This window comes from Nonomuraea sp. NPDC003754, assembly GCF_053605785.1.
Genome location: NZ_JBSGJX010000039.1, coordinates 53,854 through 72,452 on the forward strand (window position 1 = coordinate 53,854; position 18,599 = coordinate 72,452).

The following is an 18,599-nucleotide window of genomic DNA, read 5'->3' on the forward strand; positions in this document are numbered from 1 at the left end:
GTATCCCTCGGGGCCTGGCGCTTCCGGAACCCGTGCCGGCTCGCGGCGGGCGGTCAGAAGGTGGGCGTGCCCTCCAGCCAGGTGCCGCGGACCTCGATGCGGCGCAGCTCCAGCGGGTCCACCCGGCGCGGGTCGGCCGACAGCCACACCAGGTCGGCCGCCTTCCCCGGCTCCAGCGTGCCGCGGTCGGCCTCGGCGAACGCCTGGTAGGCCACCCCCGCGGTGTAGGCGCGCAGCGCGTCCTCCAGGGAGAGCCGCTCGCCGGGCGTCCAGGCCGGCGTGCCGTCCACGGTCTGCCGTGTCGTCGCGATCTGGACGCCGAGCAGGGGCTCCTGCGAGCTGACCGGCCAGTCGCTGCCGAACGACAGCGCCGTGCCCAGGGCGCGCAACGTCTCCATCGGGTACTGCAGGTCCGCCCGGTCGGGGCCGAGCCTGGGCACCGTCAGCTCGGTCTGCAGCGGGTCGAGCTGGGCCCACAGCGGCTCGAAGTTCGCGATGACGCCCAGCTCGGCGAAGCGCGGCAGGTCGTCGGGGGCGACGAGCTGCGTGTGGGCGATGACGGGGCGGCGGTCCCACGCGGGGTTGTCCCGTACGGCCCGCTCGATCGCGTCGAGCGCGGCCCTGACGCCGCTGTCGCCGATGGCGTGGATGTGCACCTGGAAGCCGTCGGCGTCGAAGGCGGCCACCGCCTCGGCCAGCGCGGCCGGCTCCCAGACGGGCATGCCGCAGGAGTGCGGCGCGTCGACGTACGGCTCCAGCATCGCCGCGGTGCCGCCCTCGATGACGCCGTCGGCGAAGAACTTGACGGTGTTCGCGGTCACGAGTTTCGCCGGGGCGGCGTGACGGCGGGGACCGGAGTCCTGCTGGAGTGGCGTGTCCGGACGGGCGGTCAGCGGTGACCGCGAGGGGCTCGACCCGGCGTGCCGTACGGGGGAGGGCTGCTCGCCCGCGGCCACGGATCGAGCGTCGACCTCGGCGCGCAGCGCGGAGAAGCACGCGCGCTGGGCGGTCCAGGTGTCGGGGTCGGCGCGGAAGCCCAGGTTGGCGCGGAAGCCGAGCCGTCCGCGCCGCGCGGCCTCCAGGTAGGCCTCCACCATGTACGGCTCGACCCACGCGTCCTGCACCCAGGTGATCCCCGCGGCGGCCATCGCCCCGCTCGCCTCGGCCAGGCCCTCGACCAGCTCGTCGAGCGACTTGGCGGGCACGAGGTCGAGCACCAGGTCGCAGGCGTGCCACTCCCTGAGCGTCCCGAGCGGGCTGCCGTCGTGGCGGCGCACGATCCAGCCGAGCCGCGGGTCGGGCGTCGAGGGGCCGATGCCCGCGCGCTCCAGCGCCGCGGTGTTGCACCACACCGTGTGGTAGTCGTAGGCGCGCAGCACCACGGGCCGGTCGGGTACCGCCGCGTCCAGCCAGCGGGCGTCGAACTCGCCGCCCTTCACGATGGCGGGGTCGTAGCTGCCGCCGACGATCCACTCCAGCGCGGGGTTCTCGGCCGCGTAGCGGGCGACCTCGGCGACGATCTCCTCCACGGTGGTCTTGTCCTTGATCTGCGGCCCCTGCGCCTCCAGCCCGCCGAACAGCGGATGGGCGTGCCCGTCACCGAAGGACGGCATGAGGAAGCCGCCCTCCAGGTCGATCACCGTCACATCCGCCGCCGCGCCGTCCGGGGCCGGGTCCGCGATCCGCCCGCCGGACACGGCCAGCTCCTCGACGTAGCCGGAACCGGTCCAGATGGTGCCGTTGGTGAAGAGCAGGTCAGGCACGAGTGGCTTCCTCCGTGGTGAGCACGACGTAGCGGGCCGGATCGCGGCGGCGGATGCGCAGCGCGAGCAGCGCCCCCAGCGCGAAGACGAGCGGGACGGGCAGGATGAGCAGGGCGTTCACGGTGCCGGTCGCGCCGGTGATGAGCTCGAAGTTGGTCACCACGAGCACGATGATCACCGCGAGCAGGACGAACGCCGACAGCGGCGCGGCCAGCACCCGGCCTGCGCCGTAGCCACGCCGGTCCTTCCAGAAGAACGCGACGACGGAGAGCGCGGCGAGCGCCTGCAGCACCATCACCCCGATGATGCCGGTCCCGTTCGTCCAGAGGAAGATCACGGTGTAGGGGTCGGAGCCCGCGAGAATGCCCGCCAGGATGACGACCGCCGAGAGGACGACCTGCGTGATCACCGCCACGTACGGCGAGCCGTTGTGCTCCGAGATCCTGGCCAGCGGCTTGGGCAGCACGCCCTCCCGGCCGAGCGCGAAGAAGTAGCGGGTGGAGGCGTTGTGGAAGGCCAGTGCGGCGGCGAAGCAGCTCGTCACGATCAGCAGGTGCATCGCGTCCGCCGCCCACTTCCCCGCGAAGGAGGCCGTGGCGGTGAAGACCATGTCGGCGCCGCCCTCGCCGTTGGCCACGGCGACGGCCTTGTCCGCGCCGAACGCGTTGATGATCATCCAGACGGTGAAGGTGTAGAAGAGCGCGAGGAAGGCGACGGCGGCGTAGGTCGCGCGGGGCACGGTCCGCTGCGGGTCGCGGGCCTCCTCGGCGTAGATCGCGGTCGCCTCGAAACCGATGAAGGCGCCGATGGACAGCACGAACATGCCGCCCGCGCCGCCGTTCAGCAGCTCGCCGGGGTTGAAGGGGCGCAGCGAGAGCCCTCCGCCGTCGACCAGCACCGCCGCCTCGAACACCAGCAGGATCAGCACCTCCAGCGCGAGGGCGACGCCCAGCACCTTGGCGCTCAACGTGATCTTCAGGTAGCCGAGCACGCCGACCGCGGCGACGCACAGCAGGGTCCAGATCTGCCACGGCACGTTCATGCCGAAGACGTCGGCCATGGTCGAGGCGGCGAAGACGCCGAAGGCGGCCATCAGGCCGATGCCGATGAGGTTGTAGGAGATGACGGCGACGTACGCCGAGCCGAGGCCCGTCGCCTTGCCGAGGCCTCTGCCGATGTAGGCGTAGAAGGCGCCCGCGTTGCGCACGTGCCCGCTCATGGCCGTGAACCCGGCCGCGAACAGGCCGACGACGACACCGGACAGCAGGTAACCGAGCGGGGCGGCGACGCCGCCGATGCCGATGGCGAGCGGGGCGACGCCGGCCATGACAGTGAGCGGCGCGGCCGCCGCGACGACGAAGAAGACCAGGTCAGCGGTGCCGATGGCGTCACGGGACAGAGGCATGGCCACCTCCGAAACTAAAGGCGTTAGTTTGTTGGTGGGACGGTACTCGAAGGGATGCGAAATGGGAAGACCGAGGCGGCCGATCCTCAGCAGGGACGGCATCGTCGCCGAGGCGCTGGCGCTCGTGGACGAGGAGGGCTCCGAGGCGCTGACCGTCACGCGGCTGGCCCGGCGGCTGGGCGTGCAGGCGGCTTCGCTCTACAACCACGTGGCCGGCAGGGAGGAGATCGTCGAGGGCATCCGCGACCTCGTCGTGGCCGAGATGGACGTCTCCGCCCTGGACGGCCAGCCCTGGCAGGAGGCGCTGTCCGTCTGGGCGAAGTCCTATCTGGCCGCCTTCGCCCGCCACCCCAACACCGCCAAGCTGCTGTCCACGACCACGATCAGGTCGGCGCGGACGCTGGAGATGTACGAGAAGGCGGTCACCCTCCTCGAGCGCGCGGGCTGGCCGAGCGACCAGGTGGTGGCGGTGTTCACCGCGATCGAGTCGTTCGCGATCGGCTCGGCGCTTGACCTGGCCGCTCCGAATGTCATGATCGATCCGTCGGAGCAGTCGGTGCCGCTGCTGTCGGTGGCACTGAAGGACGCCCATCCCGGCCGGGCCATGGCGGCGTTCGAGCTGGGACTCGAGGCCATCATCCATGGTTTGGATGAACGTCTAAGACGATTGTGCTAAATTCGCCGAATGGGAAAGAATCGCGAGGACCTGCTGGCCGGGGCGAAGCGCTGTCTGATCGAGAAGGGCTACACCCGCACCACCGCACGCGACATCGCCAACGCGGCCGGGGTGAGCCTGGCCGCGATCGGCTACCACTTCGGGTCGAAGGAGGCGCTGCTCAACGAGGCGCTGTTCGAGTCGATGAAGGAGTGGGGCGACTCGCTGGAGGCCGCCCTGACCGGCGAGACCGACCCCGACGCCACCCCGATGCAACGCTTCGAGACGGCATGGCGGCGCGTCATCGACTCCTTCGAGGAGCTCAGGCCGCTGTGGGTCACCCAGTTCGAGATCGTCGGACAGATCGACCACCTGCCCGACATGCGACAACACCTCTCGGCCGGACTGCACGCCGCGCGGCTCGGGCTCGCCGAGGTCTTCAGCCGGATCGACCCGGCGGTCGAGCCTGAACGGGCGCGCGTGCTCGGCTCCTTCTACCAGGCGATGCTGTCGGGACTGCTGATGCAGTGGCTGGTCGACCCGGACACGGCCCCCAGCGCCCGTGACGTGGCCGAGGCGATGAGCCTGATCAACAACGGCTCCTGACCAGCGAGAGTCCGGGGTCTTCCTGGCTTCCGCTTCGGCCGGCGATGCCTCGTGATCCTGGGCCGGCGGTTGATGAGCGGCGGGCCCTGACCGGCGGCGGCTCGTGGTCAGAAGGCGCTTATCGTGGCCGGTGCCCGCTCGGCCCTGCTCAGCGCGCGGATCACGGCCGTCGGGCCGTGCCGGTGTACGGCCAGCCGTGCCAGCAGGTCGACCACCGGATCGATGACGTCCTCGGGCAGTTCGGGGGTCGGGACGCCGACGCTCGCCGCCAGGTCGTCGGAGTGGACGACGATCTCCATGAGCCTGGTGAGCAGGAAGTCGTCGAGCGTCAGGGACCACTGCGCCCACGGCAGCCCGAGTGTCCGGTCTCCTGACTCGTCACGCAGGGCCGCCGAGAGCTGGTCGAGGCTCGCCTGGGCACGCGCGACCAGCGCGTCGGGCCCCTCGGCTGCCGCGTCCTCGCCGCCGCGCCTGATGCTGACGTTGGACTCGTGCCCGAGGCCGGCCGTGACCCACGCGGAGCGGGCGTAGTGCTCCTTGAGGGGGATGACCGGATGGGCCACGTCGGCGCCGAGCGCCGCCTCGACCCTGAAGATCTGCTGGGCGAGATGGCCTGCCAGGCCGGCCACGCTGAACTCGGTGAGGGCGCTCGGCTTGCCCCAGGCCGCCGCGACCACCGGGTCTCGCAGCAACGCGACCGCCGAGGCCGCAGCCGTCAGATACAGCTCCCTGATATCAGCCACGTCGCGATCCTACTCAGGGGCCCCGACAAATCCCCGGAGGGGGTTTTCGCCGGGCCCGCCGGATTCGCGAGGTTGTGCCGGCCCCTGGTTTCGCGGGACGTGCTGAACCTTCCAGGCTGTCCGAGGGTGCGGGTCGAGCGGCTTCGCGCCGTGGACCTGCCACGGGGAGAACCAGGAATAGGTCAGCTGGTGACGCGGGCGAGGACGATGCCGCCGACGATCAGGCCCAGGGCGGCCAGCCGTCCCACGCTCACCGGGTCGTCGTTCAGCACGATCCCCAGCGTGATCGCCCCCACCGCGCCGATGCCGGTGAACACCGCGTAAGCCGTGCCCACCGGAAGCGTGTCCATCGCCTTCGACAGCAGCCACACCGCCGCCGCCATCAGCACCAGGGAGATCACGGTCGGCACCGGACGGGTGAAGTTCTGGGTCGGCTTGATGCTCTGCGACCACGCGACCTCGACGAGCCCTGCCAGTGCCAGGATGGCCCAGTTCATCGGGCCGCCTCCTTCCGTGCCTTTTCCATCGACTCCTCGTGCGCGGCGCGCAGGGACGCGAGCCGGGGGTCGATCAGCGAGTTGACCAGTTCGGCGTTGATGAACCGCACGTCGGTGACCGCGAAGTGGCCCTCGAAGAAGTGCCGCAGGTAGCGCTCCTGGTGGTCGACGGGCTCGCGGGGCGTTCCGGGGCCGTACGCGCCGCCGCGTGCGGTGGTCACCACGAACGACCGTCCCTTGAGCGACATCTTCGGGAACGTGATCTGGTCCAGCCACGCCTTCAACGCCGACGGGATCGAGTAGTTGTACATCGGCGTGCCGATGAGGATCACGTCCGCCGCCACGACCTCGTCCAGCAGCGGTTCCAGGGTGTCCCATGCCCGCTGCTGCGCGGGCGTCCGGACGGCCTCGCGGTACCGCCCGATGTCGGTGATCTCGTTGGCGAGCACGTAGTCGCACAGCTCGGTCCAGGCCTCGTCGATGTGCGGGACGGGTGAGGCGGCCAGGTCCCGGTAGACGTAGCCGCCGTCGGGGTGGGCCGTACGCCAGGTGTCGGCGTAGATCTTCGACAGCTCGCGGGAGAAGGAGGCCCGTCTGGCGCTCGCGTCCAGGTGCAACAGGTTCATGATGAGCTCCTCAATAAGTGGACAGCGTGTCCGGTTGCGACCGTACCGCATAAGCGGACAGACTGTCCACATGGAACGAGCAGACGCCGCCCGCAACCGCGCGAGGATCCTGGAGGCAGCCGCCGGCCTGTTCAGGACCAAGGGCGCGGCGAACGTCACGATGGACGACATCGCGAAGGCCGCAGGAGTGGGAAGGGGCACGCTCTACCGGCGCTATCCGGACCGGGCGTCGATCGCGACGGCGCTGCTCGACGAACACGAGCGGGCCCTGCAGGAGAAGCTGATCCGCGGGGAACCCCCGCTCGGTCCCGGCGCTCCGGCCGCCGAACGGCTGGCGGCGTTCTACGCCGCGATGGTCGATCTGCTGGAGGAGCACGCGCCCCTGGTGCTGGGCGCGGAGGTGGGACGCTCCCGGTTCGAGACCGGTGCCTACGGATTCTGGCGCGTCCACGTGCGGTCACTGCTGGGCGACCTGCCGGAGGCGGACGCGCTGGTCGACGCGTTGCTCGCGCCGCTGGCCCCCGACGTCTACGCCTACCAGCGGGAGGTCAGGGGCCTCACTCCGGCGCGGATCGTCGCGGGGCTCACCAGGCTGGCCCGGACACTGGGCTGAGCCGGCAGGGGCGCACAGTCCACGGGCGCGCGATACGGCGTGCCGACGTGACGGCGGGAGGCGAAGTCCTGCTGGAGTACGCGTGATGGACGGGCGGCCACCGGTGACCCCGGTGGCCTTGAGCCGGCTTGCCGTACCGGAAGATCACCCGAACAGGGCGGAGACGGATTCGCCCTCGTGGATGCGGCGCATCGCCTCCGCGAGGGCGGGGGCGATCGACAGCACGCGGAGCTTGCCCTCCGGCTTCACGTCCGGGACCGGCACGGTGTTGGTGCACACGATCTCCAGCACCTCCGGCTGGTCGCTGAGACGCTCGACGGCGCCCGCCGCGAACAGGCCGTGCGTGCAGGCGATCCTGACCGAGTTGACCTCGCGCTCGCGCAGCCGGTCGAGCAGCTCGACCACGGTGGTGCCGCGGGCGATCTCGTCGTCGAGGACGATGACGTCCTTGCCGCGCACGTCGCCGATCACCGAGCTGATCGACACCTTGTCGTCGCTGAAGCGCTGCTTGGCGCCCATGGCCACCTCGACGCCCAGCAGCCGGGCGAAGGCGGCGGCCTCCTTGGCGTTGCCGAGGTCGGGGGAGACGACGACGGTGTTGGTCAGGTCGTACTGCTGGAAGTGCGCGGCCAGCTCGCGCAGCGCGTGGAGGTGGTCGACGGGCACGCTGAAGAAGCCGTGCACCTGCGGCGAGTGCAGGGTCATGGCGAGCACCCTGTCGGCGCCCGCCGTGACCATCAGGTCGGCGACCAGCCGGCCGCCGATGGAGATGCGGGGCGCGTCCTTCTTGTCGGAACGGGCGTAGGCGTAGTGCGGCATCACGACGGTGGTGCGGGCCGCCGACGCGCCGCGGGCGGCGTCGAGCATGAGGAGCAGCTCGACGAGGTGCTCCTGCACGGGCGGCACGAGGGGCTGGATGATGAAGACGTCTCGCTCGCGGCAGTTGGCCTGGAGCTGCACCTCGAGACAGTCGTTGGCGAAGCGGTGGAGGCGGACGGGGTGCAGGGGGGCGCCGAGGTGGGCGCAGATCTCCGCGGCCAGCTCGGGGTGGGCGCTGCCGCTGAAAACAGTGATGTCTCGCACGTCAGGCCAGCTTACTCAGCTGCCGGCGGTCCTCCTCAGCGGCTCGTCGGTCAGCCGGTACACGGTCCACTCGTCCATGGGGATCGCCCCCATCGACTTGTAGAAGGCGATCGACGGCTCGTTCCAGTCGAGGACCGACCACTCCAGGCGGTGGTAGCCGCGCTCCACGCAGATCCTGGACAGCTCGGCCATCAGCGCCTTGCCGTGGCCGCCGCCTCTGGCCTCGGGCCGGACGTACAGGTCCTCCAGGTAGATGCCGTGGGTGCCGCGCCAGGTGGAGAAGTTCAGGAACCACAGCGCGTAGCCGACCAGCCGGCCGTCCTGTTCGGCCACGTGCGCGTGCAGCGCCGGGTCGGGCGCGAAGAGAGCGCTTTCGAGCTGCTCGGGGGTGACGCGCACTTCGTGGAGCGACTTCTCGTAGTCGGCCAGTTCGCGAATCATGTCGATGATGGCGGGGACGTCCTGAATGGTGGCTCTGCGTATCACGCGCGCAGCCTACCCGCAGCCGTGTTAGCGTCGCCGCTCGTGACGGAGCGCATCCATGTCGGCAACGCCGCCGCCGACGCCCTCGGTGACCGCGGCTGGCTGCTGGGGCACTTCAAACCCGAGGGCGAGGTACGGCACAGCGAGGACGTCGAGATCAAATGGGGCGTCCACCCCAAGGGCGAGGAGCGCGCGCAGTGGGTGCGCGGCGAGCGGCGCACGGCCCTGCTGGTGCTGATCAGCGGCAGGTTCAGGATGGAGTTCCCTGGCCGCAGCGTGATGCTCGAGCAGCAGGGCGACTACGTCGTGTGGGGTGTCGGGGTCGACCACTCCTGGGTGGCGGAGGAGGAGTCGGTGGTCATGACGGTCCGCTGGCCTTCGGTCGCCGGCTACGCCGTCACGTGAACCTCACACATTCATGCGATGTCGTTGACCGCCCATAGGGGTAGATATCGGGCTATGGGTATCATTTCGCGCGGCTTCCGCGGCCGGCCCCGGGACGACCACGGCCGGCTGCCGCCCGGCCAGTACCAGGTGCACGACTTTCCGGTGCTGTCCGCCGGTCCGACACCGCGGATCCCGCTCGACCAGTGGGAGTTCGCGATCGACACCGAGGCCGAGCGGACCCACCGGTGGACATGGCAGGAGCTGATGGCGCTGCCCCAGGAGAGGCCCACCGTCGACATCCACTGCGTCACCAAGTGGTCGAAGTTCGACACCGGCTGGCAGGGGGTCTCCCTCGACGTGCTGTTCGAGGACGTGGAGACGGTGGCGGAGTACGCGCTGATCTACTCCTACGGCGGCTACACCACCAACCTGCCGCTGGAGGACCTGCTCGACGGCAAGGCGTGGATCGTTCACCGCTTCGACGACGAGGACCTGGAGCCCCGGCACGGCGGCCCCGCCCGGCTTCTCGTCCCGCACCTGTACTTCTGGAAGTCGGCCAAGTGGGTGCGCGGCATCAGGCTCATGAACGAGGACTGGCCGGGCTTCTGGGAGACGGCCGGCTACCACAACTACGGCGACCCGTGGCGCGAGCAACGCTACGAGGGCGACTAGGCGGTCACGTGCCGGCGATCAGATGGCGCCGCGCCCGGCTGGCCGCCGCGCGTGCCGAGACCCCGACGGCGCGCACGCTGGTCTTCGACGTGGCGGACTGGCCTGGCCACCTGCCGGGCCAGCACGTCGACATACGGCTGACGGCGCCCGACGGCTACACGGCCCAGCGCAGCTACTCGCTGGCCACCCCCGGCGGCGTCGAGCTCACCGTGGAGGGCCTGCCCGACGGCGAGGTCTCGCCGTACCTGGTGGAGGAGCTGGCCGTCGGCGACGAGATCGAGCTGCGCGGTCCCGTCGGCGGCTGGTTCGTGTGGCGTCCCGACAGCGCGCCCGTGCTGCTGGTCGCGGGCGGCTCCGGCGTCGTGCCGCTGATGGCGATGATCAGAGCCCGCCGTACGGCAGGCAGCACGACGCCCTTCCAGCTGGTCTACTCCGTCCGCACCCCGGCCGACCGCTACTACGGCCCCGAGCTCGACCGGGCCGAGCCTGGCCTGACCGTCACCCACCTGTACACGCGGGTCGAGCCGCGCCGCAGGATCGGCAAGCAGGACCTGCCGGGGCCGGGCCCCGACGTGTTCGTGTGCGGACCGACCGGTTTCGTCGAGGCCGTCGCCGACCTGCTGCTCGACCTCGGCCACGATCCCGCCCGGGTCAGGACCGAGCGCTTTGGAGGCTGACATGCACCTCGACGGCAACGCCCTGGCAGGACCGCTGGGCGAGATCTTCGCCGTGGACGTCACCGCGGCCGTCGGCCGCTGCGCCGCCTGTGGCCTGCGCGGCCCGGTCGCCGCCCTGCGGGTCTACGACGCGGGGCCGGGCCTGGTCGCGCGCTGCCCCGGCTGCGAGGAGGTGGTGCTGCGCCTGGTCCGGGGGCCTCAGGAGGCGTGGCTCGACCTGCGGGGGACGGTGTCGCTGCGCATCCCGCTCCAGTAGTACTCGAGCACGTCCACCTCGAAGCCCTCGGGGAAGCGTTCCACGAACTCCCTGGCCCTGATGCCGCCGTGGCGTTCGTAGAAGGCGATGGCGGCGGTGTTCCGCTTGAGGACCTCCAGGTAGAGCTCGCGTGATCCGGCGTGGTCGCGCGCGTGGCGCAGCAGCACGCCGCCGATGCCGGAGCGCTTGAGCCCGGGCTCGACGTGGAGGTTGTCCAGCAGGACCCGCTCACCCTCGGGTACGAGGTAGGCGAACCCCGCCACGCCGTCGCCGCCGTCAGCGACCAGCAGGTGCCCGGTGTGGCCGCCGGCCAGCCGCTCGCGCCAGAGGACGGCCTGCCGGTCGGCGAGCGGGCCGTCGAGGTAGTCCTGGGGCAGGATCCCGGTGTAGGAGGTCCGCCAGCTCCTGGTGTGCAGCGCGGCGACAGCCTCGGTGTCGGCCGCCGTGCCCTGTCTGATGTTCACCAGAGAATTGTCCGGGCTCATCACCCATGCCCGGGACGCGCCGCCGGTGACCCCGTGCCACCGTCGCACGGGAGACGCCGCGCGGAGACCCTCAGACGGGTAAGCCGGACATGATTGATCATACCAGTCGAAATCAGAAAACACTTGTGGTCCTGACCCGCGCCGCAAATGATTGCAGCCGGAATTTCGCCATCTGTTTTCCCGCGAAAAAGGCCGCTACCATGCGGTGACTCCGGCCAACCATTTCGGTGAGGGGTGACCATGGCGGCAGAATCGGAAAGCGGATCCATTCGGCGCCTGGACGACGTGGCCCGTGCCATTGTCGCCGAAGTCGCGCCCAAAGAAGCGGAATATTATTCCGTCATCGCCGCGGCCACCCGGAGGAATCCGCGCACGGCTTTCCGGGGCGGCGGTGACGATCTTCTCGGGTTCTCGGCCGCCGACGCGGTGATGCTCGTGACCCCGATCGTGCTGACCGTCCTGACCGGCGCGGCCACCAACACGCTCACGCAGGCCGTCGAACGCACCGCCAAGCAGGTGTCCACGAAGGTCTGGAACAAGCTCTTCCCGCCCCGCCCGGCACCCATCGCCGCCCCCGCGACCGTCGTCCCGGTCTTCGAGCCCGCCCAGGCGAAGGAGACGGCGCAGGCGGTGGAGGACATCGCGCTCGCGCTGGGGGTGGACAAGACCGTCGCGCTGCGCCTGCGCCAGGCCACCTACGGGCACCTGTCGGGAGAGAGGTGACGGCGGCGCGCGAACCGGCGGCCGGTCCCCGGCTGAACCCGTTCGTGCTGCCCTCGTCGACGACGTCCCGTTTCCTCATCCTCATCGCCGCGACGTTCGCCGCGTCGCTCTACCTCAGCACCCTCCACGTCGAGCTCTGGTGGTCGGTCAGCGGCGCGCCGGAGCACGTACGGCAGGCGCCGTGCCTGTCGGCGCTGCGGTCGGGGGCCGCGTCGTCCGATGACCCGAGGCACCTCGTCGAGCAGTACGCCGGCTGCGCCAGGACCGTGATGGCGGGGGAGGGCCTCCTCAGGATCGTTCCGCTCCTGGCTCCCGCGCTGCTGGCGGTGCTGCTCTACGCCGTTCACCCGGTGTGGGCGCGCCGCCGCCGCCCGGTCCCGCTGGCCGAGGCCGGCACGGGAGCCGGCCACGAGGCGCTGACCCGCAGGTTGGCCATCGTCGCCGCGCAGGAGCTGCCCGGCAGGCGGGTCAGGCTCGTGGTCGACTCGGCGCGCGGCGGGATCACCGGGCGCACCTTCGGGTTACCGGGACGCCATGTGGTCGCGTTGAGCATGGGCCTGGTCATGGCCCACGCCGACCGGCCCGCTGTCGCGGAGGCGGTGCTGCGCCACGAGCTGGCCCACATCCGCAACCGTGACGTCGGCATCGCCCACTTCACCGTGGCGATCTGGTGGTCGTTCCTGCTGGCGACCTGCCTGCCCGCGCTCGTTCTCACGGCGCTCTGGCGGCCCCTGGGGCTGGTCTTCCTCGGAGTCGTGATTCCGGTCATCGCGCTGGTGCTCTGGCTGGCCCGTACGGCGGTGCTGCGCGCCCGCGAGCACCACGCCGACGTGCGGGCCGGTGACACGCCCGACCGGCGCGAGGGCATGGCCGCGGCCGTCGAGACGGTCGCCGACCCGCCCTTGCGGGGACCGTTCCGCTTCTTCACCAGCCATCCCCGTCCGGAGGACCGCCGCGACGTGCTCGACGAGCCGGGACGGCTGCTCCGCCTGAACCAGTGGGAGATGTTCGCCGCGGGCCTGCTGGCCGGGCTCGGCTTCGTCCCCGTCGTCGCCGCGGTCTTCTTCCTGGACTTCGAGGCCCCGCTCGAGGTCCGCTACCACCTGCCGGGGCTCGTGCTCGGGTTCCTGGTGGCGGGCATCGTGGTCGTCGCCGTCTGGCGGGCCACCGCCGAGCGGCTCGCGGGGCAGGGGCCGAAGACGCGGCTGTGGTGGGCGGCGGTGAGCTTCACGGCGGGTCTGATCGCCGGCCAGCTGCCGGTCACGATCCGAGCCGACGTCTGGATCTGGACCATCGTCCTGAACGACCCCCTGCTCGGGCTGGTCCACGTGCTGGTCGTCCTGCTGCTGTTCAGAGCCCTGCTGGGCTGGGCCAGGGCGTGCTGCTCGGCCTGGCTGGCGACCTCCCGCCGGCCGCGGTGGATCACCCTGGTCGCCGTGGTGGTCTCGGCGCTGGTGATCGGTCCCTGGCTGGGCATGTGGTTCCACGGCACATCGCTGATCGTGCAGGCCGGCGACTCCTGGTCGGTCCTCGTCCTGGTGCTGGTGGCCATGGCCAGGCTCGTCCCGGAGCTGGCGGCCGTCACCCTCGCCTGCGCCTTCCTGGTCGGGGCGGGGATCGGCAGGCGCTCGGCGCAGAGCCGGGAACAGTCGCTGCACCTCGACGGCGCGGCTCCCGTCCCGCTGCGCCGCCCGTACTCCCGCCTCGTCCGCGCGCTGCTCCCGACCGCCGTGGCCTGCGCGCTCATGGTGCCTGCCGGTTTCCTCCTGCACCCCATGCTCGCCGGGCGGCAGGCGCCGGAGCGGCTGGCCGTCGCGGCCTACGCGCTGGTCGGGACGGGCGCTGCCCTGCTCGCCCTGTCCGGCCTGGTCATCGGCGTCATGGTCGGCGGACGGTCACGGGTCTGGTGGGGGGTGGCCCACGCGGGACTGGCGTTGCCCGTGGCGTGCGCGCCCATGCTCCTGCTGCTGTACGGCCACACCGCGGTCGCGCGCTGCGGACCGCAGGGGGCCGGCCGGTGCTTCGCGGGCGGCGCGCTCGACCCGCCGGCCTTCGGCAACTCCTACCTCCACCTGGTCACCTACACGCTCTACGCCGGCCTGGCGCTGGCGGCCGTGGGCGGCCTCCTGCGCAGGACGTCCGCCGGGGTTCCGCGGACGCGCGGGGCCGGCGCCCGCCGCCTTCTGGTGGCGGTCGTGACGGTGCCGGCCATCCTGACCGCGGCGGCCACCGGCTACACCGTCCTGCGCAGCTGGCTACCGACCGTGGGCATCGGAACACCGGCGCCGTTCGTCTGGCTGCCGCAGGTCGCTCAGGCGGCCCGCCGGCCGGTCAGGCCTGGCTCGGTCGCGTGGCTCGACGCGTGCCGTTACGCGCGCGGCCTGTTCGCGAGCCCCCAGGTGCGCGACGGGGTGAACGCCGACCAGCGCTACTACCTGCTGACCGCCCAGATGTTCACCCGCGTCGGCGCGTCGGACGACGCCGCGCTCCGCGCGTTCGCCGGGGCAGGCCTGGCCTGGATGGCCGAGGGGCGCGCGGACATGGCCGGCAGGACCGTCGGCAGGACCCTGCACTACTGCATCCTGGCCGGCCGCGAGCACAAGATCGAACTGTGAGCCGTCTACGCCAGGCACGCCCGCACGCCGTAGCGCACGCCGGTGTTGAACGCGTCGATCCGCTCGCTCGCGCTGCCGTGGTCGCGGGGGTTGGTCCACGGCGTGTCACCTGACATCGCGCGCAGCGTCGCGGCGATCTCCTGGCTGTCGCCCCGCTCCCAGACCAGCGTGCCGTCCCTCGACGCCCCCGCGAGCGCCGCCCCGCCCAGGCAGTCGGCCTGCAGTTCGATCTGTGCTGCCAGATACCGGTACGGCATGCGGTTCTGGATCGCGTGGCTCCACTCGTGCGAGATCACCTGGTAGACCAGGCCGTCGCCGTAGGAGTAGCTCATCCGCATGAGGTTGATGTCCCAGGCGATGAAGTCCTGGGTGGTGCAGTAGGAGGCGTTGTAGGGCAGCACCAGGTACCCCGAACACCGCGGCCGGTAGGCGCTCCGGCCGTTGTACGAGCCCACCACGCGCGGCGGTGTGTACCGTCCGGGGAAATAATCCGACCAGTGCTCTGACCAGAACAGGTTGACCGCGTGAACGGCCGTCCTGATGTCCTGCTGGAGATCGTCGGTTTTCGTCGCCGACGCCCCGGCCGCATTCGCGCCAGCCACCGTCGGCGGAACGGCGAGAATGGCCACCAGGGCGAGCCGTAAAAGCGGTGACATGGAGCCCCCGATTTCGCTGAATGGTGCTCGGCAGGCCCCGAACGATAAACGCGGTCCGCTGTCGCGGAAAGTCACCGCCATGGAGAGATGACCGTCGCCCTCGTGTCGCGAGGGCGACGGTGCGTGCTAGGCCGCGGTCCCGAAGGGATTGTCGATCACATAGCGCCAGAGACCGTCCGGGCCTCGCCTGGCCACGTCCGTCGCCGTGCCTTCCAGGTGGACGTCCGTGCCGTCGGGCGTGGTGCCGTGGATCGTCCAGTCGACGATGAGGAGCGCGATGTCGCCGGCGACGTAGACGTGGCGGGGGCGGGCCTCGATCGGCAACCCCATGCCGAGCAGGTGCCGGGTGGCGGCGGCGCGGGCGGGCCCGGTCATCGGCCGGCCGGGGGCGGGCACGAGGACGGCGTGGTCCTCGTAGACCTGTTCGACCGCGTTCACATCGCCGGTGTTGAAGGCGGTGACGTAGACCTCGTGGTGCCGGGTCGGATCGTCGGTGAGTGTCACGCGAGGATCCTTGGCGTCATGCTGCATTGTCATGACAAAAGAATCATAACATTCTTGATCCACACATGTGGTCAGATCCAGCCGTCGAGCGAGGCCATGAAGCCGTCGAGGTCGTCGCGGTGGACGCAGTGTCCCGTGCCCGGCACGAACGCGACCCGGTAGCCGAGCTCCTCCAGCCGCCTGCCGTACTCCCGGGAGATCAGGAAGCCCACGTCGGCCGCCTGGACCAGCGAAGGGACGGTGGGCGGCTTCAGGTCGAGGTCGCCGAAGGCGCCGATGGCGTCCATCACCCTGAGGTCCCACGCGGCGAAGCCCTCGAGCTCGGCGGCCACGTCCTCGGCCGCCCACCGCGGGTTCATCTGGGCGATCTGCTCGGCCGTCGCGGTCTTGGTGGCCTGCGCGAACCCGGCCATCGCCGCCACGTCGGCCTGCGCGCCCGACAGCAGCCACGCCGGATCGCTGTAGACGGCCTTGGCGGGGGAGAGCGCGTTGACGGCGAGCGCGAGCGTGCGACCGCCCAGCGAGTGGCCGATCGCGATGTCGGCTCCGGCGGGCAGCGACTCGGCCACGTCGGCGGCGAAGTCCTCCGCCCGGTAGGAGCCGGCCCAGCCGCTGGCCCCGTGGCCGCGCAGGTCGGGTGCCAGGACGTGGTAGCCGCGCTCGACCAGCAGCGGGGCGACGCGGCACCAGGTGGCGGACGAGGACATGGCGCCGTGGATGAGGATGGCGAGCTTGCCGGCTCCCGCCGACCCCCACTCGCGGACTTCGAGCTGCATGGTTCCCCTCGGATGTCACGCTTATACGTATAACCAGCCTACTCCGCGTCCCCCGAAACCGCCACGCCCCCCGTGATCCGGGCTGCTGCTCCAGGCGGCTGCGACATCGGCCGCGTCCTGGCCGCCTACGGCGGGGCGTTCGTGGCGGGCTCGCTTCGAGCCGGGGACGGCGTCAGCGGCCGTCGTCGAGGTTCAGGCCGTCGAGGAGCGTCCGCAGCCCGAACTCGAAGAGCCTGTCGAGGTCGAACTCGTACCCCTTCTCGCCGAGGCCCCTGATCAGCCCGGAGAACAGGGGAGCCTGGCCGGAGGCGACGAAGGCGTTCATCGCCCTCTCCTGGGTGTCGAGCCACTGCTCGTCGGACAGCCCGGTGGCCGACATCGCCTGAGCCTCCCGCTCGACGTGGACGGCCAGACCCTGCGCGTACGAATAGAACAGGATCTCGATGGTGAGCATGGTCTCAGGGTCGAGCCCAAGGCCGTCGAGCGCGCGCAGCAGCTGCTCGCCGTGGCGGAGCAGGCCGGGCAGGGGAAGGGGGCGGCTGAGCGGAGCCAGATGGGGCAGCCAGGGATGCCGCCGGTAGGTCCGCCACAGCGTGCGCGCGACCGCCTCCAGCCGTTCCCGCCGGCCGAGCGCCGTGGCCGGGTAGCGCTCCTCGCCGTAGGCGAGGTCCGCCATGGTCCGGACCAGGTCGTCCCTGCCCCGCACGTGCCGGTAGATCGCCGCCGCCGCGACGCCGAGCCGCGCGGCCACTGCCCTGATGGTCACCGCGCCGAGCCCTTCCGCGTCGGCGATCGCGATCCCCTCGCGCACGATCCGCTCCCGTGTCAGCTCCGCCGCCCCTGCGCGCCGGCGCGGCCTGCTCAGCGTGGCCGCCACCACCATGCCCGACCTGGGGCGGGCCTCCACCAGGCCTTCTTCCTTGAGGACGGCGAGCGCCCGCACCGCGGTGGCCAGCGCCACCCCGAAGTCGCGGGCGACGGCACGGGTGGAGGGCGCCTTGTCGCCGGGGGCGAGCTCGCCCGTCTGGATACGGCGCCGGAGCTCGGCGGCGATGCGCAGGTAGGGGGCTTCCATGGAGCTGTCCTAGAACAGATGGGATACGAACGGGCGAATCTGTTCTAGCACAGTTAGGGGGTCGAGCGGCATCGGGACTACCAATGAACCATGACTTCTGTGCTGATCTCCGGCGCGAGCATCGCCGGCCCCGCCCTCGCCTCCTTCCTCCGCCGCCACGGCTTCACCGTCACCGTCGTCGAGCGCGCTCCCGGCCTGCGTCCCGGCGGCCAGGCGGTCGACGTGCGCGGCGCCGCCCTCACGGTCGCCGACCGGATGGGCATCCTCTCCGACGTGCGGAGCTGCCGTACCCACATGAAGGGCATGTCCATGCTCGACGGAGAGGGTAACGAGCTGTGGCGGTCCACGGAGGTGGCGCTGTCGAGCGGCCGTCTCGACAGCGACGACGTGGAACTGCTCCGCGAAGACCTGAGCCGCCTGATCCACGAAAGGACACATGAAGACGTCGAGTACGTCTTCGGCGACTCCATCACCTCGCTCGTCCAGGACGAGCACGGCGTCCACGTCACCTTCGAGCGGACGGCCCCGCGCGTGTTCGACCTGGTCGTCGGCGCGGACGGCCTGCACTCGAACGTGCGCCGGCTCGCCTTCGGCCCCGAGGAGCAGTTCGTCCATCACCTCGGGACGTACGTGGCGATCTTCTCCACGGACAACTACCTGGGTCTGGAGGACTGGCAGACCTGGTTCAACGACGGGACCACGGGCGGCGCGGTCTACCCCGTGCGCGGCAACACCGAACTCCGCGTCAACCTCGGCTTCGAGGCCCAGGGGCCGATCGAGTACGACTACCGCGACGTCGAGGCGCAGAAGCGGCTGGTCGCCGAGCACTGCGCGCACGGGGGCTGGGAGGTGCCCCGGCTGCTGAAGGCGATGTGGGACGCGCCGGACTTCTACTTCGACTCGATGGCCCAGGTCCGCATGGACCGCTGGTCGACCGGGCGGGTGGCGCTGCTCGGCGACGCGGGCTACTGCGCGTCGCCGCTGTCCGGCCAGGGCACCAGCCTGGCCCTGGTGGGCGCGTACGTTCTCGCCGACGAGCTGGCCAAGGCCGGCCACGAGAGCGCGTTCGCCGCCTACGAGGCGCGCATGCGGCCGTTCGTGGAACTCAACCAGGCGCTCGTCGAGGAGAACCGCAAGCACATGGAACAGGACCCGGCCGGCCCGAGCCCGGTGGACCACGTGAAGAACGCCATCGAGCTGCCCTAGCGGCGGGCGCGACGAGGGATGCCGACGATCGGGCGACCCACGGCCACAGGACGGTGTGGCCGTGGTCTCCGGAGATATCGCCGCATTGATCAC

At 71.1% G+C, this 18,599-nt stretch carries 22 protein-coding genes; 10 read left to right on the forward strand and 12 right to left on the reverse strand.

Annotated elements, in window-relative coordinates; all coding sequences use genetic code 11:
• Positions 1-53: 53 nt before the first annotated feature.
• Positions 54-1,763, reverse strand: coding sequence for an amidohydrolase (locus tag ACWEVS_RS35760; protein WP_452555143.1), 1,710 nt, complete (start codon positions 1,761-1,763; stop codon positions 54-56).
• On the reverse strand, positions 1,756-3,168 hold the full coding sequence (locus ACWEVS_RS35765; RefSeq protein WP_449914641.1) for an APC family permease: 1,413 nt from the start codon (positions 3,166-3,168) through the stop codon (positions 1,756-1,758). The genes ACWEVS_RS35760 and ACWEVS_RS35765 overlap by 8 nt, the downstream gene beginning before the upstream one ends.
• A gap of 61 nt (positions 3,169-3,229) precedes the next feature.
• On the opposite strand from ACWEVS_RS35765, the gene ACWEVS_RS35770 reads away from it, so the two are divergent.
• Complete coding sequence (locus ACWEVS_RS35770; RefSeq protein WP_452555146.1) at positions 3,230-3,844, forward strand: TetR/AcrR family transcriptional regulator C-terminal domain-containing protein; 615 nt, start codon at positions 3,230-3,232, stop codon at positions 3,842-3,844.
• Between the two features lie 9 nt (positions 3,845-3,853).
• Positions 3,854-4,429, forward strand: coding sequence for a TetR/AcrR family transcriptional regulator (locus tag ACWEVS_RS35775; RefSeq protein WP_449914636.1), 576 nt, complete (start codon positions 3,854-3,856; stop codon positions 4,427-4,429).
• Between the two features lie 107 nt (positions 4,430-4,536).
• Here the strand turns inward: ACWEVS_RS35775 and ACWEVS_RS35780 are convergent, their stop codons facing one another.
• The 3 genes from ACWEVS_RS35780 to ACWEVS_RS35790 form a co-directional block, all read right to left on the reverse strand.
• Positions 4,537-5,172 (reverse strand): maleylpyruvate isomerase N-terminal domain-containing protein, encoded by a 636-nt coding sequence (locus tag ACWEVS_RS35780; RefSeq protein ID WP_354919745.1) that lies wholly within the window; start codon positions 5,170-5,172, stop codon positions 4,537-4,539.
• 182 nt (positions 5,173-5,354) lie between these two features.
• On the reverse strand, positions 5,355-5,669 hold the full coding sequence (locus ACWEVS_RS35785) for a DMT family transporter (protein WP_449914633.1): 315 nt from the start codon (positions 5,667-5,669) through the stop codon (positions 5,355-5,357).
• The gene (locus ACWEVS_RS35790; RefSeq protein WP_452555148.1) at positions 5,666-6,295 is read right to left on the reverse strand and encodes an FMN-dependent NADH-azoreductase; all 630 of its coding nucleotides are present in this window, start codon (positions 6,293-6,295) and stop codon (positions 5,666-5,668) included. The genes ACWEVS_RS35785 and ACWEVS_RS35790 overlap by 4 nt, the downstream gene beginning before the upstream one ends.
• 70 nt (positions 6,296-6,365) lie before the next feature.
• Between ACWEVS_RS35790 and ACWEVS_RS35795 the strand changes: the two genes are divergently transcribed.
• Entirely contained in the window at positions 6,366-6,908 is a 543-nt protein-coding gene (locus ACWEVS_RS35795) for a TetR/AcrR family transcriptional regulator (protein ID WP_452555150.1), read from the forward strand.
• Between the two features lie 144 nt (positions 6,909-7,052).
• Here the strand turns inward: ACWEVS_RS35795 and ACWEVS_RS35800 are convergent, their stop codons facing one another.
• Together ACWEVS_RS35800 and ACWEVS_RS35805 are read right to left on the reverse strand one after the other, a co-directional pair.
• Positions 7,053-7,991 carry a ribose-phosphate diphosphokinase gene (locus tag ACWEVS_RS35800; RefSeq protein WP_354919757.1) on the reverse strand — a complete coding sequence of 313 codons (939 nt, stop codon included), beginning with the start codon at positions 7,989-7,991 and terminating at the stop codon, positions 7,053-7,055.
• 15 nt (positions 7,992-8,006) lie between these two features.
• The gene (locus ACWEVS_RS35805) at positions 8,007-8,477 is read right to left on the reverse strand and encodes an N-acetyltransferase family protein (protein ID WP_449914628.1); all 471 of its coding nucleotides are present in this window, start codon (positions 8,475-8,477) and stop codon (positions 8,007-8,009) included.
• 39 nt (positions 8,478-8,516) lie between these two features.
• On the opposite strand from ACWEVS_RS35805, the gene ACWEVS_RS35810 reads away from it, so the two are divergent.
• From ACWEVS_RS35810 to ACWEVS_RS35825, 4 genes are read left to right on the forward strand one after another with little or no spacing between them, the layout of a single operon-like run.
• Positions 8,517-8,879: a signal peptidase I gene (locus ACWEVS_RS35810; RefSeq protein ID WP_452555152.1), complete on the forward strand. Its 363-nt coding sequence runs from the start codon at positions 8,517-8,519 to the stop codon at positions 8,877-8,879.
• Between the two features lie 54 nt (positions 8,880-8,933).
• A complete protein-coding gene (locus ACWEVS_RS35815; RefSeq protein ID WP_449914623.1) occupies positions 8,934-9,533 on the forward strand; it encodes a sulfite oxidase-like oxidoreductase in 600 nt (199 codons plus the stop codon).
• An 8-nt stretch (positions 9,534-9,541) separates the two neighbouring features.
• Complete coding sequence (locus ACWEVS_RS35820; protein WP_452555154.1) at positions 9,542-10,210, forward strand: ferredoxin reductase; 669 nt, start codon at positions 9,542-9,544, stop codon at positions 10,208-10,210.
• 1 nt (position 10,211) lies between these two features.
• Entirely contained in the window at positions 10,212-10,466 is a 255-nt protein-coding gene (locus ACWEVS_RS35825; protein ID WP_354919771.1) for a DUF6510 family protein, read from the forward strand.
• Here the strand turns inward: ACWEVS_RS35825 and ACWEVS_RS35830 are convergent.
• Positions 10,409-10,930 (reverse strand): N-acetyltransferase family protein, encoded by a 522-nt coding sequence (locus ACWEVS_RS35830; RefSeq protein ID WP_452555156.1) that lies wholly within the window; start codon positions 10,928-10,930, stop codon positions 10,409-10,411. The genes ACWEVS_RS35825 and ACWEVS_RS35830 overlap by 58 nt on opposite strands.
• A 255-nt stretch (positions 10,931-11,185) precedes the next feature.
• On the opposite strand from ACWEVS_RS35830, the gene ACWEVS_RS35835 reads away from it, so the two are divergent.
• On the forward strand, positions 11,186-11,674 hold the full coding sequence (locus ACWEVS_RS35835; protein ID WP_452555158.1) for a hypothetical protein: 489 nt from the start codon (positions 11,186-11,188) through the stop codon (positions 11,672-11,674).
• On the forward strand, positions 11,671-14,289 hold the full coding sequence (locus tag ACWEVS_RS35840) for a M48 family metalloprotease (RefSeq protein ID WP_452555160.1): 2,619 nt from the start codon (positions 11,671-11,673) through the stop codon (positions 14,287-14,289). The genes ACWEVS_RS35835 and ACWEVS_RS35840 overlap by 4 nt, the downstream gene beginning before the upstream one ends.
• A gap of 5 nt (positions 14,290-14,294) precedes the next feature.
• Here the strand turns inward: ACWEVS_RS35840 and ACWEVS_RS35845 are convergent, their stop codons facing one another.
• The 4 genes from ACWEVS_RS35845 to ACWEVS_RS35860 all read right to left on the reverse strand — a co-directional run bounded on the left by ACWEVS_RS35845 (position 14,295) and on the right by ACWEVS_RS35860 (position 17,300).
• Positions 14,295-14,945 carry a neutral zinc metallopeptidase gene (locus ACWEVS_RS35845; protein ID WP_452418121.1) on the reverse strand — a complete coding sequence of 217 codons (651 nt, stop codon included), beginning with the start codon at positions 14,943-14,945 and terminating at the stop codon, positions 14,295-14,297.
• A 126-nt stretch (positions 14,946-15,071) separates the two neighbouring features.
• On the reverse strand, positions 15,072-15,482 hold the full coding sequence (locus ACWEVS_RS35850; RefSeq protein ID WP_449914609.1) for a YybH family protein: 411 nt from the start codon (positions 15,480-15,482) through the stop codon (positions 15,072-15,074).
• A gap of 38 nt (positions 15,483-15,520) precedes the next feature.
• Positions 15,521-16,225 carry an alpha/beta fold hydrolase gene (locus tag ACWEVS_RS35855; protein ID WP_452555162.1) on the reverse strand — a complete coding sequence of 235 codons (705 nt, stop codon included), beginning with the start codon at positions 16,223-16,225 and terminating at the stop codon, positions 15,521-15,523.
• Between the two features lie 172 nt (positions 16,226-16,397).
• On the reverse strand, positions 16,398-17,300 hold the full coding sequence (locus ACWEVS_RS35860) for a GntR family transcriptional regulator (protein ID WP_354919791.1): 903 nt from the start codon (positions 17,298-17,300) through the stop codon (positions 16,398-16,400).
• A 90-nt stretch (positions 17,301-17,390) separates the two neighbouring features.
• On the opposite strand from ACWEVS_RS35860, the gene ACWEVS_RS35865 reads away from it, so the two are divergent.
• A complete protein-coding gene (locus ACWEVS_RS35865) occupies positions 17,391-18,506 on the forward strand; it encodes an FAD-dependent monooxygenase (protein WP_452418118.1) in 1,116 nt (371 codons plus the stop codon).
• The last annotated feature ends 93 nt before the right edge of the window (positions 18,507-18,599 follow it).

What these genes read in the sequence shown, in the direction of transcription:
- ACWEVS_RS35765 (WP_449914641.1), bottom strand. Translation starts at nt 3,168, where the DNA reads ATGCCTCTGTCCCGTGACGCCATCGGCACCGCTGACCTGGTCTTCTTC.
- ACWEVS_RS35770 (WP_452555146.1), top strand. Translation starts at nt 3,230, where the DNA reads ATGGGAAGACCGAGGCGGCCGATCCTCAGCAGGGACGGCATCGTCGCC.
- ACWEVS_RS35775 (WP_449914636.1), top strand. Translation starts at nt 3,854, where the DNA reads ATGGGAAAGAATCGCGAGGACCTGCTGGCCGGGGCGAAGCGCTGTCTG.
- ACWEVS_RS35785 (WP_449914633.1), bottom strand. Translation starts at nt 5,669, where the DNA reads ATGAACTGGGCCATCCTGGCACTGGCAGGGCTCGTCGAGGTCGCGTGG.
- ACWEVS_RS35790 (WP_452555148.1), bottom strand. Translation starts at nt 6,295, where the DNA reads ATGAACCTGTTGCACCTGGACGCGAGCGCCAGACGGGCCTCCTTCTCC.
- ACWEVS_RS35795 (WP_452555150.1), top strand. Translation starts at nt 6,366, where the DNA reads ATGGAACGAGCAGACGCCGCCCGCAACCGCGCGAGGATCCTGGAGGCA.
- ACWEVS_RS35815 (WP_449914623.1), top strand. Translation starts at nt 8,934, where the DNA reads ATGGGTATCATTTCGCGCGGCTTCCGCGGCCGGCCCCGGGACGACCAC.
- ACWEVS_RS35825 (WP_354919771.1), top strand. Translation starts at nt 10,212, where the DNA reads ATGCACCTCGACGGCAACGCCCTGGCAGGACCGCTGGGCGAGATCTTC.
- ACWEVS_RS35845 (WP_452418121.1), bottom strand. Translation starts at nt 14,945, where the DNA reads ATGTCACCGCTTTTACGGCTCGCCCTGGTGGCCATTCTCGCCGTTCCG.
- ACWEVS_RS35850 (WP_449914609.1), bottom strand. Translation starts at nt 15,482, where the DNA reads ATGACAATGCAGCATGACGCCAAGGATCCTCGCGTGACACTCACCGAC.
- ACWEVS_RS35855 (WP_452555162.1), bottom strand. Translation starts at nt 16,225, where the DNA reads ATGCAGCTCGAAGTCCGCGAGTGGGGGTCGGCGGGAGCCGGCAAGCTC.
- ACWEVS_RS35860 (WP_354919791.1), bottom strand. Translation starts at nt 17,300, where the DNA reads ATGGAAGCCCCCTACCTGCGCATCGCCGCCGAGCTCCGGCGCCGTATC.
- ACWEVS_RS35865 (WP_452418118.1), top strand. Translation starts at nt 17,391, where the DNA reads ATGACTTCTGTGCTGATCTCCGGCGCGAGCATCGCCGGCCCCGCCCTC.